Source organism: Anaerohalosphaeraceae bacterium, assembly GCA_037479115.1.
Taxonomy (GTDB): Bacteria; Planctomycetota; Phycisphaerae; order Sedimentisphaerales; family Anaerohalosphaeraceae; genus JAHDQI01.
Window position 1 is genome coordinate 126,044 of the sequence record JBBFLK010000006.1, and the last position, 13,881, is coordinate 139,924.

4 protein-coding genes are annotated in these 13,881 nt (G+C 55.8%); all 4 read right to left on the minus strand.

All coding sequences use genetic code 11. The annotated features are described in order from the left end of the window. Positions 1–19 precede the first annotated feature (19 nt). Positions 20–3,757, minus strand: coding sequence for a carbohydrate-binding domain-containing protein (locus tag WHS88_04700; protein MEJ5259472.1), 3,738 nt, complete (start codon positions 3,755–3,757; stop codon positions 20–22). A gap of 70 nt (positions 3,758–3,827) precedes the next feature. Then, positions 3,828–7,076: a C25 family cysteine peptidase gene (locus WHS88_04705; GenBank protein MEJ5259473.1), complete on the minus strand. Its 3,249-nt coding sequence runs from the start codon at positions 7,074–7,076 to the stop codon at positions 3,828–3,830. Between the two features lie 39 nt (positions 7,077–7,115). Further along, positions 7,116–11,468, minus strand: a complete 4,353-nt coding sequence (locus WHS88_04710) for a glycosyl hydrolase (protein ID MEJ5259474.1) — start codon at positions 11,466–11,468, stop codon at positions 7,116–7,118. Between the two features lie 352 nt (positions 11,469–11,820). After that, the coding region (locus WHS88_04715) for a LamG-like jellyroll fold domain-containing protein (protein MEJ5259475.1) at positions 11,821–13,881 on the minus strand (2,061 nt) is incomplete at its 5' end.

Below are 13,881 nucleotides of genomic sequence, written 5' to 3' on the forward strand. Positions count from 1 at the left end.
GAAAGAGGAATTGACCGACCTACTGGACAATCAGCCAGTTGTCCGCCAGGTCGGCCAAATCCTCCAGGCCCACCCAGCCGTCGCCGCCCGACGGAGCCGTATCCGCTGAAGGCTCGCCCGGTTCGCCCAGCCACTGGCTGGACAAAATCGAAAAGTCCTCCAAATCCACCAGCCCGGACCGGTTCAGGTCCGCCGGATTGTACCGCCGGATAAACTCCACATTATTCACCAAAACATGCGGACTGTTCAGAACAAACCGCAGGCCCCTGTCCGGCCCATTCGACAGAGAAATCCCTTCGATGACCGCATCCTGCCAGCTGCTCCAGCCGCCCGTCGAGGCCAGAGAAATATCCGCCAGAAGAGTTCCGGCAGTGCTGTCCAGAAGCTGCAGCGACGGAACAGCCTGATTGGTTGTATAGCGAATTCGCAGGGCATAAAGACCCGGCTGAACAGAACAGGTGTATTCCAGCCACTCTCCGGACTCCATAAAAACGCCAAATCCGGCCCCGCCGTCCCAAATCGTCATAATGTCCACATCGACATCCGTCCGATAGCCCCCGTAACTGTTGCCGGGAGTGGTATCAAAATACGAGACGCCCTGTCCGCCGATGTCAAAATCCTCCATTTCAATCCGACCGGGAAGCAAAAACGGACTGCCCCAATAGGGTACCTGCCGGGCAATCTCAATCCAGTTCATACGAAAACCGCTTCCGACAAATTCAAGTTTCAGAACCGCTTGGTCCTTTTGCGGCAGCGGCAGACAGGAAGCCTTCACAGTCTGCCAGGCCGTCAGCGAACCCGTATTCGGCACCGCCACCGTCGCCAGCAGGTCCGCATCCAGCCACACCCGAATCTGCCCGCCGGACTGAATCGAGGCCGCCCGCGCATAGACAAACAAATTCCCGACGGACGGCTGCGTGCTGACGGTATAGGTGAGCCATTCGCCGCTTTCAATCGAATCCACCGCATAGCCGGCCGAACCGTCCGTCACCGCAACAATATCCACCGACTCGTACGTCCGATACGCTCCGCCCGAATTGCCGGCCGTCGTATCCCAATACGCATACCCAGGACCGCCGAAGTCAAAATCCTCCGCCTCTACACGCCCCGGCAACCCCCTCGCCATCCCGCCCCACGGCGACTGCTGCTTCTGGAATTCCACCCAGTTGACCTCCAGGCCTCCGGCTGGAAAAGACAGTTCCAAAACTCGTCCTGTGCCCCCTTCCAGCGTCAGACTATTCAGCATAAATGTCCCGAAGGTATCCAGCGAGCCCGTGCTGTTGACCCAAACCGTGCCCAGCACTGCATTGTCCAGCTTCACGGTCACCGGAAGATTATTCCCCGTCGCCGACGCCCGCAGATACAGACAGTACACGCCGGACTCCGTCACATTCACCGTATAGCGAAGCCATTCCCCCGCCGCAATATTCGTCACGGCAAACCCGCTGCCGAAGTCCGAAATACTCCGAATATCCACATCCGTCGGCAGCCGAAACACTCCGCCGCTGTTGCCGATTGTTGTGTCATAATAAGCGGTTCCCTGCGGGCCGTAATCATACTCTTCCGCCTCAATCCGCCCGGGAATGACCGCCGGCTGACCGCCGTACGGACCTTCCATCGTAATCATCTGATACAAGTCCTGCACCGCCTCCGGCGTCAGGGCATAATTATAAATCCGAAAATCATCGATTCGCCCGTTAAAATACGGGTCGCCGGAAAACTGGCTTTTGCCGATAGCGTTATTGACCGCATTAATTTCAGACGGGTCCAGACGTATCTGGCCGGCAACACGGGGCGTTCCGTTTACATAGAGAATGCCGGTATGGCCGCAAAGGGTCACCGCCACGTGAACCCATTGACCGATCGGAAGCGGGTCGGTTTCGAGAATCTGCTCATTGGCATTTCCCTCTTTGGTAATGGCAAACCGCAGGGTATTGGCACCGGAACGCGGCGTCAGAAACAGATATTCGGATGTCCCGCCGCCGAAATCGAAAAGTCTCTGCCAATTTCCGCCGCTGTTCCAATACACCCACGCCGCCGCCGTAAAATCAGTTGTATTCACAACCCCGGCGGGAAGCGACACAAAATCATCGACTCCATCCAGAACAATGGCCCGTCCGATGCGTCCGACGGTATAAGCCGGCGAACCCGAGGCGGTTCCATGGTAGGCAAACGTACTGTCCAACACACTGTCTTCAAACTCATAATAAGCCCGCAGGGTTCCATTCACCGGAGGATTGGCCGGCACAAACCGCCACTGCTGCGTATAGGAGCCGGTAAAATCCCACTGATAAATGGTTGCGGTGCCGCTGGCGGTCATGTATTTGCAGCTGTGGGCGTTGCGAATATAAAAATAACCGTCGCCGGCGTATTCCAGAAACCACCGCTGCAGGAAATTCTCCCCCATCCCCCATTGCCGGATGTTCGCACCGTTGCTGGTGGACCAGTTGGCCACTTCGGCGGTTCGGCCGCTGTGTGCGGCAAAGAGGAGAAAGTACCCGCTCATCTCCCGCAGAAGATTCCATTTCTGATGCAGTCCATCGGTATCAACCGCCTGGCGTATATCCGCTCCGTCCTGCATGCCGGCATTGGCCACCTCGGCCACGCGTCCGGTCTGGCGATTCACGATTTTCCATCGATTGCCGTCCAGAGCAGGCCACACCGGATTGTCCGTCTCGATTTCAATATACGCATCCTGCCCCTGATTGACATTGACCATATACGCTCGAATGGGGCCGATGCCGTTGTAATACACATCGCGATCGGTACAGACAAAACGATAAGGAGTCAGAGCCCCCTGCCGCTCAAAACACCCGGCAAAACCGTAGATTTTCCCATCCGGAGCCCGATAGACCGCCGCCGCAGAATATTTCCCGCGGTTTTCTGAATACCCCAGCCGCCGTCCGTCTGAAGCCCTCACAAAAACACCTCGAGGCAGCACCACCGGCCCCCACCAAATCCCGCCGCCCAGTCCGTACTCGGCCCCGTAGATGGCCTCCGCCAGACTGTGCAGTTCCGGATTATGCGGGATGGCTCCGTTGGCCTTGACATACTGAAGGAAATTGACATAGCTGTTTGTCGAGCCGGCCAGCTGATGGGTGGACCCCAGATGAACCCGGCTTTTGATGACATCATACCAGGTCCGGGCCGTATCGCTGTTCAGAACACTCGGGCCGCCCAGCAGCGTACCCTGAAAGCGCGGGCTGTTTTGGAGAAGCCCCAGAATGTCATACAAATTCTGCGGCGTTCCCTGATTCCATGGTGAATAATCCGGCTCGTTAAACGGTTCGACCGCCGCAATCGGCCTGTTGATATAGGCCTGGGTCGCCTCAATCAGCTGAGCCCAGCGGTCCGGCCAGACCTGCGAGCCGTTTTTATACCACGAATGCACGCCGTCCCCGGTAGCCGGTGTGAGCATCAGCGGTTTGCTGCCCGCCATGGCGGCAATGCTCAACTGATTATTAATCTTTGCTTTGGAGGAATCCGCAATCTCTCCATTGGCCGTCAGCGGTTCATCCATATAGAAATTCAGCCGGATGATATCAATGGCATCCAGCCCCATATGAGCGATGCTGATTCGCATATTGTCCCGGCTGGGCCAGGCCGTATCCACCCCCCACTCTGGAACAGATTTGACCTGACCGGCGTCCGCGGTGCTGAACGAAACCGTTTCCGCCAAAACAAAACCGCTCCATCCCAACCAGAGCGCTGCATACAGCCCCAGTCTAACTGCTCTGGAAAACTTGTTCGATTTCATTCCGTTGACCCTCCTCAAAACGCACAGTGAACATCTGCCCGTTATTCCCCGTATTCCGCAGAAAGCGGCATCAATATTCCTTCAGCCAGTTGTCCGCCAACTCGGCCAAATCCTCCAAATCCACCCAGCCGTCGCCGCCCGACGGAGCCGTATCCGCTGAAGGATCGCCCGGTTCGCCCAGCCACTGGCCCGACAAAATCGAAAAGTCCTCCAAATCCACCAGCCCGGAGCGGTTCAGGTCCGCCGGATTGTACCGCCGGATAAACTCCACATAATTGATCGAAACCCGGGGACTGGCCAAAACGAAGCGAAGCACCTTCTCCGGCCCGCCCGGCAGATAAATCCCTTCAATCAGGGCATCCTGCCAGGTACTCCAGCCGCCGGTGGGCGCCAATGCAAAATCCGCCAGAACTGCGCCCGTCCCCCCGTCCTCCAGACGCATTGAATCCACCCGATAGTTTGTCGTATAACGAACCCGCAGGTCATACAGTCCCGACGGAATCGAACAGGTATATTCCAGCCATTCGCCGGACTCCATAAACACACTATACCCCATGGTTCCGCCGTCCCAAATCGTCATAATGTCCACATCCACATCCGTCCGGTACACACCGTAGCTGTTGCCGGATGTATTGTCATAGAAGGAAATCCCCTGTCCTCCGATGTCAAAATCTTCAAATTCAATCCGACCGGGAAGGGAAAACGGACTTCCGAGATACGGCAGCTGTTTGGTCAAGGCAACCCAGTTCAGCCGGAATCCGCCGCCTAAAAATTCGAGTTTCAGCAGGGCATTTGTTCGCCCGGGCAGAGGAATCCCGCCTGCCTTAATACTTTGCCAGGTGTTCAGGGAACCGGTATTCGGAACGGCAACGACAGCCAGCAGAAGCTCATCCAGCCAAACTCGAACCACCCCTCCGTCCTGCGCCGAAGCCGCCCGCAGATACAAATCCGCCGTTTCCGCCGAGGTGTTCACCCGATACGTCAGCCATTCGCCGGCTTCAATGGCATCTACAGCATAATCCGCCGTCCCGTCTGTGATGGAAACAATATCCACATCCTCCCGTGTTCGTAGGACGCCGCCGGAATTGCCTGTTGTGGTATCCAAATATGTAATTCCCTGCCCGCCGACATCAAAATGCTCCGCCTGAATTCGGCCGGGCAGCGTTCGAGCCTGTCCCCCGTACGGATAAGGCGAAAGAACCGCCGTCATCGGTTCAGAATACGCCGTCTCATTGAGATTATCGCTCAAATCCCGGGCCTTCACCCGGTAGGTACTGACTGTCTGTACAACCCCCGTATCGGTATAAATCGGACTGCTCTGCCAGCCGCTGTCTTTTCCTCCGCCCGCAACACACTGGAAGTAATACTGAACATTCGAACCTCCGGCGTCTACCGCCGTCGTCGCTTCCATCGTCACAGAGCCCGGGCCGCTCTCATAAGGAGGCGTTGCCCACGTCATCGGATTCGGGGTCGGAGGGGCAAAATCCGGATCGACCAGCACAAAGACCGACGGGTCCCCGTAGAGAGTCATCCGGGTCGCATTCGGCGGATAAATATAATCCTGCTGCTTGGCATTGGCCAGCGCCAGCCCGCAGGTCTGGCGGTTGACCACCATATTCCTCGTATAACGGTACGCCAGCGTCCCGATGCTTCCGCCGCCGGCAAAGTTGGTCTGTCCCACATCGTAAAAGCTCTCCCGTGTCGCCGCCACCGTCGTAATGGCTCCCCGCTGCAGAATCTTATAGGCCAGATTGGAATTGTTCTCCGGATAAGCATTCAGACAGGACCCCTGATACACGGCGCTCGGATACGAATCATTCAGACGCCAAATATTGTTATTGTCGATCACCTCACTGGCCACATTCCAGTTCCCGTGCGTCAGCCATGTTACAAATCCATACGGCTGACTGCCCCATTCCGTCGCCGGATAACGATTTGAAAGCAGATACTCCGGAGCGGGATTCAGCCCGTAATTGTCCCGATAAATCCGCGTCGAGGCAATCCCGTTCGGGATGTAAAAGGCGCTGCGTATCTGTTCTCCGCACTGGTAGGCCGGCGTCGTATCATCCAGCGGCACCATCGGCAAAAGTCCCTTGCGCCGCCACAAGACCTGCTGAGAGTTTTCATAGTTCATGGTCTTCTGCAGAATTGCATCCAGTTCCGACATCGTACCATAGTTCGGAATCCTCCCGACCACAACCTCCCAATACTTATCCCAACCGCTTGCCGTGCTCAAATCGGAATACATCGCATCAATCGGAGCACTGCCGCGGCCGTCATCGTACCAGCGCATCGGCACGGTTCCGGTATCCGGATGCGGGTCTCCGATCAGCAGCACATACAGAATATCCATTGTCTGATAGTTCGCCCGAAGCCAGTTGCGGATATTCACCGCCGCCGCAGACCCCGTCCCGCCGCCCCAGGTGCTCTCCGTTACCACGCTCACATTCCAACCGCGTGATGCCTTATGCGCAACAAAAGCAGCCAATTTTGTCGAGCTGTTTACAATCGACGAGGTGGTCAAAATCACATACCCCTTTGAATTCACTCCCGCTGTGCCGATAAGCCCCTCCCCGGATTCCGTCGAAAGGGTTCCGACAGCAGAAGAAGTCCCCGCTTCCGCATCATACTCCGCCGCCGCGGAAGCAAAATTGACCGCCAGTTCCCGAACTCGTTCTCGACCTCGCCGAGTGTTGATTGTTCGGCCTGCCGCTTCCAGCCGTTTGCGCCGCTCCGCCTTTCGGTCCCAATCGGTCCAGACATTCGCCTCCGTCAGCTCCTGCACTTCTCCGGTTACGGGATTGTACCGAACAAGCGGGACGGCGATTTCGACTAACTTCCAATCCTCCAGCTGCCCCTTGTGAACCAGCCGATACGTTTCCTGCGGCCAGAAAGCATTGCGGGTATAGATTTCCGTATCGTATCCATCCACAATAATCCGCCCTTCGGGCCAGACAAAAACCGGATTGCCCTCGGCGTCCCAGGTTCCCCAAGGTCCGCGCGGGGCAATCTTTCGATTTCCTTCAAGCAATGTGTATTTCCCATCCGCCCATACGGCAATCTGCTCCAAATCGACAAACGGCGGCAGAACAACCCGCAGCACCTGCCAGGGAATATCCGGCTCGCCCGGCTGACTGGTAAAGGCGGCCTCTTCCGCCCACACCCGAACCTGATTTTGCTCGGTCTGATGAAACCGCAGCGGACGGGTTTCCACCTGCCCCCCCGCACGACTGCCCGTAAACACACGAACAGTTCCCGCCGACAGCAGAGAAGATGCCGACGCCAGAAAAACAAACCCAACTCTCAGATAATGTCTCATCCGAATTCCCCTGCCTCTCTTTTTGTCTTTTCTCTTCTCTTACTGCCAAATCAGCCAGTTGTCGGCCAGGTCGGCCAAATCCTCCAAATCCACCCAGCCGTCGCCGCCCGCCGGAGCCGTATCCGCCGACGGGTCGCCCGGCTCACCCAGCCACTGGCTGGACAAAATCGAAAAGTCCTCCAAATCCACCAGCCCGGACCGGTTCAAGTCCGCCGGATTATACCGCCGGATAAACTCCACATAATTCACCAAAACACGCGGACTGCCCAGAACAAACCGAAGGATGCTCTGCGGCCCGCCCGGCAGATAGATCCCTTCAATCACCGCATCCTGCCAGCTGCTCCAGCCGCCGGTGGATGCAAGCACCAGATTCGCCAAAACCGTCCCCGTTGTCCCGTCAGCCAGCTGCAGGGAATCCACCGGATAATTCGTCGTGTACCGAACCCGAAGGTCATACAGCCCGGCCGGCATGGAACAGGTGTACTCCAGCCATTCGCCGGACTCCATATACACCCCGAATCCGGCTCCGCCGTCCCAAATCGTCATAATGTCCACATCCACATCCGTCCGATAGGCACCATAACTGTTGCCCGGCGTATTGTCGAAATAAGACACATAATTTCCGCCGACATCAAAGTTTTCAAACTCCAGAATCCCCGGCAGAGAAACAGGAACCCCCAGATAAGGCATGCGGTTCTGGAAATCAATCCAGTTGACCCGATACCCGCTTCCGATAAATTCCAGTTTCAGAATTGCATTGGTCTTTTGCGGCAGTACTACGCCCGGCACAATCACATTCCGCCAGGCATCCAGCGAACCCGTATTCGGCACCGTCACAGTCGCCAGCAGGTCTGCATCCAGCCACACCCGTATCTGTCCGCCGTCCTGAATCGAGGCCAGCCGCACATACAAATCCCGCACGGCCGCACTGGTGCTGACGGTATAGGTGAGCCACTCGCCGCTCTCAATCGAATCCACCGCATAGCCGGCTGTCCCGTCCGTCACCGCAACAATATCCACCGACTCGTACGTCCGATACGCTCCGCCCGAATTGCCGGCCGTCGTATCCCAATACGCATACCCGGGACCGCCGAAGTCAAAATCCTCCGCCTCCACACGCCCCGGCAGAACCCACGCCGTCCCGCCCCACGGCGACTGCTGCTTCTGAAATTCCACCCAGTTGACCTCCAGACCCGGAGAAGAAAACGACAGTTCCAGCACACGCCAGGCCCCAGCTTCCAGCGTCAAATTATTCAGCAGAAAGGTCCCAAACGTATCCAGTGAGCCTGTACTGTTCACCAGAACCGTTCCGACAACCGCATTGTCCAGCTTCACGGTCACCGGAATATTGTTTCCCGTCGCCGACGCCCGCAGATACAGACAGTACACGCCGGACTCCGTCACATTCACCGTATAGCGAAGCCATTCCCCCGCCGCAATATTCGTCACGGCAAACCCGCTGCCGAAGTCCGAAATACTCCGAATATCCACATCCCCGTCATTTCGGAAGGCCCCGCCGCTGTTGCCGACCGTTGTATCATAATAAGCAGCCCCCGATTGTCCGAGGTCATACTGCTCCGCTTCAATCCGTCCGGGGATTACGGCCGGCTGACTGGTGTACGGGCGGCTGCCGCCGGAGGCATACAGCGCCGCCGCTTCGCTGGTCGTCACCGCATAATCATAAATCCGCACATCATCCAGCAACCCCTGATAATAGGCATCCGCCGTCCAGTTGCTTCGTCCGATATAATTCGCCGTCCGTGTCGCACTCAGCGGAATGCTCGTCGTCGCCGTCAGAATCAGCTGGCCGTTCTTATAAATCTTCACATTGCTGGACGAACGCTTGCTGATGCTCACCACGAAATGCTGCCAGGCATTCAGGGCCAAAGCATTCGTTGCACGGACAACCGTTCCCCCTGAAGAACCGTTAAAAACCTGTACAAACAGGTCATTGGTAGTCCCGTATCGGCCTACGATGATATTGTTGGCGTTCGGTCCGCTGCCCAAATCCACAAAGCGGGCATAATTTTTCACCGCCGTCGGATACGCCCAGAACGAAACGGAAAACCCGTTGTCAAATTCATAAAAACCGCTCGGCAGCTGGATGTAGTCGTCCGTCCCGTCAAACTGCAGGGCCCGGCCCAAAACACCCGGAGCGCTGTTTGATGCAAAATTCAGCCCTCCCATCAAAGTTCCGTTCCGACCCTTTCCGGACAGGTCGCCGGCCGTTGTCCCCGTCTGTTCATCCAGCCGATAATACCCGATGCATTCAAAATTAACATCCAGGGAATTGGCCATCGGCGGCAGGTGGTCGCGGTACACCACACCCGCCGGTGTCAGAGCTCCGTCAACAATCAGCTCCCGATTGGTGCACCACTGATAAATCGAATACCGTTCGACATACGGCAGACTGGCCATCCGAGTAATCAGCTCATTAATTTTGGCGGCATTCTGCTCATAGGTCGGGTGCGGCGTTGTCCAGTTGCACCCGTTATTGAACTCCGTAATCCACAGCGGCCGTCCCGTCCGCTGATGAATCCCGCGCAGCCAGTTTTCCAGCTGGTCCGCCGTCCAGTTGTTCTTGTAATAATGGACCGCCACGAAATCCACCCGCAGCCCCAGCGCATCCGCCTGGTCAATAAAACTGTACAGCCAGTCCAGCCCGCTGGAGGCATCGCTGGGAGCCGGTGAACCCAGACGGAGCCCGGAAGCCACCAGATTCGGCCAGGCATCGATTACCTGCTGAACCGTCATATTTGCCTGGTCCGACTTGTCCGGCTCATTGAACGCCAGCACATGCGTGGAATTCTGCTTGTTATTGATATTCGAATAACTGTTCCAGTTGGCATTGTGCCGCATCGGCACATATTCAATATCCAGTGTCGAGGTCGCCGCATTATCCCAGTCATACCGCCAGGTGCAGTTGACCATCGCCGCATCCGATGCACTGCCGCACCAGCCCTTCTTGGAAGGCCAGCGCCACGGAATCACCCGGACAAAGGAAACGTCATTCTCCAAATCCGCCGGCATCACCCCAATCCAAAGGTCCGCATCTTTGGCAACATACACCCGACTGGGACCTGTTCCGTTGTCATTGGCCGCAAAGGTCGCCATATACCCCCGCTTCAGCCGAAACGAACGGATATTGTTGTTCATCGCCCCCAGCTGCGTCGAACGGTAATATGTATAATTGCCCAGATTCACGGAACTGCCGGTAAAGTTCACATTGCTGAATACCTGCAGGGCCTGATAACTGCTCGAATGGGGAATCACCACCGTGCCCGCCTCATACTGGACAATCCGGATGTTTGTATTCAAAACAGCGGCGGCTCCGTTCACACGAATTTGATTCAGATAGGTGGATGTATTGACGGCAGAGGGTTTCAGCGAGCGGAAAAACAGCCAGGCATCTGCAGAATTCAGATGCACGACGCTGTTGGTCAAGGGAGTCGTACCGGTCAGATGCAGCTCGGATGTGCCCGTCATATACACCGTTGCATTGCTCAGACTGCCGTAGGTCTGAATGCTGTTGTCAATATAAAGCGTTGTTGAACTCGGAATCACCGTCAGTTTTCCGGTGGACTGGTCGAACTGATACAAAACCCCGTTGGCCTCCTTTTCCCAGACCCCGCCGCCCTTGTTTGTAAAACCAACCACCGTAAATGTGGCCCCAAAGGTCCGGTTGGATGCACTGACAATTGTCCAGCTGTCCCCGACACTGGTTCCCGCCCCATTCAAATCAAAGATAAAATCTCCATTGAGAACGGTCTGCGGCCCCGTTCCGGAGATGCTGTTGTTCACTCCGTTGGCGCCAATCACAAACCGCAGGACTGCATCATCCGCCAGCACAAACCGTCCGTTGTTGACGATACTCCCTGTAAACGTATTGGCCGACGAATAAAACGTCAGCGTCCGTCCGTCCCCGTCCGAGCCCGTGTTCGTAATCCTGGCACTGCCGCTGATAGTCGCATACACGTTAATCGGCCCTTGTTTGGCATACATCATTGAGTCGGCGGCAATATGAATATTCCCGTACAAATTGCAGACATCCGCCGCCCCATTCCGATGGTCAATAATTGTTCCCCCGTTGCCGATGAGATTATTCACTGTGATGCTGCCGGTTGAACCGGTGCCCTTGTACATCAGAACCCCGCCGGTATTGATGGTCAGCGAATCGCCGCCGAAAACATAATTGCCCCCATCCGGCGGTGTCCGCAGCTGAGCAATGCTCACCACATAATCATTGCCTGCGCTCGGCGGCTGCCCGTTGCTCCAGTTGAGCCCGCTGTTAAAAGACGATTGCCCCAGCGCATCGGCAGCCACCAGCGTGATGGTGGCAGAATAAGCCGGTACAGACGTGAAAAGAACGGCTAAAAAAAGCATCTTTTTCATAAGTGTACTCCCTCAAAAACCCTCGACCTCTTTCTCTTTTTTGGGAACATTTTGAGTTTCATTTGAGCCGCTTTTGCCCGAATCTCATTCCCGCACATACACCGATTTCAGGGCGAAGTGGACAACGTTTTTTTGAAAAAAGCAAGACGGAATTGAAAAAGAACTATTCGCGAATGCCGCCCCCGGAATGAATGCGTTTCTTAAAAGCAATAAACCCCCATCAAATTTTTTCTAATTACATTTCAAATCGTTACTTATGATTTTACCGTCTTTTATCTTTGACGGCAAGCAGCTTTTGCAGAAAAAGGCAGGCAGAGCCCGTTTTTTGCTCCGCCTGCCTCTTCATAACCTCTTATTGGCAATCCGGATACAGACCGCAGGCCAGCCAGTTCTGGATAAACACGGCAAGGTCCGCTAAATCCACCCGGCAATACGAATCAATCGTATTGACAAAATTGTACGCATTGCCTGTAAAGGAGGGCGTCAGACACGGTTTCAGACCTGTCTTGTCCACATACTCCTGCGCAATCACTGTTCCTGAAACAGCGTAATTGTACACCCGGAGATTGTCGATGGCCCCGCCAAAGAAGCTCGTCAAAACAGTGCGGTCTGCAGCCGTCCGGCTGGCGCCAATCAGCATCCCCCGCTGCCACGGCAGATATTGGTCCGGCTTGCCGCCGGTCACAGAAGCCACCTGCTCGCCGTCCACGTAAATCCGGACAAACTCCCCTTCTTTCCAAGTAGCCCCAACCAAATGCCACCGGCCGTCATACAGATTAAATCCCGTCATCCCCGGGCGGCCTTCCGCCGTACCGATTTCCTGATATTCCTGCTGGAAACCTTCCCCGCGAATGTTCAGCCGGGCATTCGGAGCGGTGTTCAGCGAGAACCCAAATCCCGTCGTCGCCCCATCGTTGTAGTTCAAAAGCACCGTACCGGCCTGTGTGGGCTTCACCCAGCACAGAACCGTGCCTTCCGACATTCCGTTGGCAAACCCGGCCTTCGGATAGGCTTCGGCCCCAAGGTCAATATATTGACCCTGTCCGTCCAGAACTGCATACATCCCGTCAATCGGGGCGGTACTGCCGAACGTCGGACCGCCGGAACCCGGATTCGTGTAATTCAGGCCGACTCCGTGATTATTCCCGACGGAATCATTGAAGCTGCCTTCAAAGTCATACCGAGCCAGCAGCCGATTGACAATCAGAGGGGCCTGCTGACTTGTCGTGCTTCCCGTCAGATTCGTCAGAACGCAATAGTAATATCCCTGATCGCTGACCCCTGGATTGTTAATGGACAGCGTCGTCGTTGTATCATCCCAGGCAATCGAATACTTGCTGCCGGGCGTGAGCACGGTATCATTGAGCCCATCAACATACTTCTTCCAGGTCGGCTGGGCCGCAGAGAGCTCGCTGCGGAACTTTACTGTAAATACCGCCGGAGGAGGCGTCGGATTCGAGCCGTCCACACGAACCTCACTCGGCTGTTCTTCAATATACGGAACCGCCGGAATGGTCTTAAAAGTCCAGACTCCGCCCCGAATCGTCCTGGAATCAGTCGGCAACGAATTGTCTATGCTTTCATCCACGCGCCAATAGTAAGTCCGGTCTGCTTCCAGCCCGGCCGGCGGCGTATAAGAGCCGACCGCCCCGGTCGCCGGAATCGTAATCGGCGTCATTCCGACAAAATTGGGGTCCGTATGACGCAGATACAAATAGTGCTTGGTAATTCTCGGATTGACCTGTGAAGGATTATTCGGGTCAACGCCCGTATTCCAGCTGAGCACAGTATCCAGCAGAACGTTCGTTGCTCCGTTTGCCGGAGAAGGATTGTAAGCCGCACCGGACACATACACGGACAGATTTTCACCGGGACTGGTCACAATGTTGTCAAAATACAGCCGCGTACCCGCCGTGATGTTGGAACCATAGTTAGCGATGGTATAAAACCGGTCCAAATCCCCATCCGTTCCGCTGGTGCGGAACGCAAAATCCGTCGCCACGCGGTCCGCCGCCGTGGCCGCAGACGGTGTGGTTTTGATATAAACGGAGTAGGTGTTGTTGATGTTGTTCACAACAATCCAGAGATAATACCAGGTATTGGCCTGGAAGGTCCCTACTGTCTGAGAGGAACCGCCGTTTCGCACCAGCAGGTTCCCCCGCACCAGAGCGACCTGACAGTTAAAGTTGGCAAATCCGCCGCTGGTCGGCGAATCAATCGATGTGAGGCCGAACGACTGATCCAGCGCCGTCGTCGTCACATAAAACTGGCAGAACAGAGTCCCGATTGTGCCGTCCTTTATGGCATCCGCCGCCGGAATCACCCCGTACATTCCATACTGACCGGTATTGTTCGTTTCTACTACCGTTTCCATTAAATAAGTTTTAGTTTTGTTGAGTTTGTTTATTGCGAT

Excerpts from the sequence above, each read along its gene's own strand:
- WHS88_04700 (MEJ5259472.1), bottom strand. The coding sequence starts at position 3,757 with ATGAAATCGAACAAGTTTTCCAGAGCAGTTAGACTGGGGCTGTATGCA.
- WHS88_04705 (MEJ5259473.1), bottom strand. The coding sequence starts at position 7,076 with ATGAGACATTATCTGAGAGTTGGGTTTGTTTTTCTGGCGTCGGCATCT.
- WHS88_04710 (MEJ5259474.1), bottom strand. The coding sequence starts at position 11,468 with ATGAAAAAGATGCTTTTTTTAGCCGTTCTTTTCACGTCTGTACCGGCT.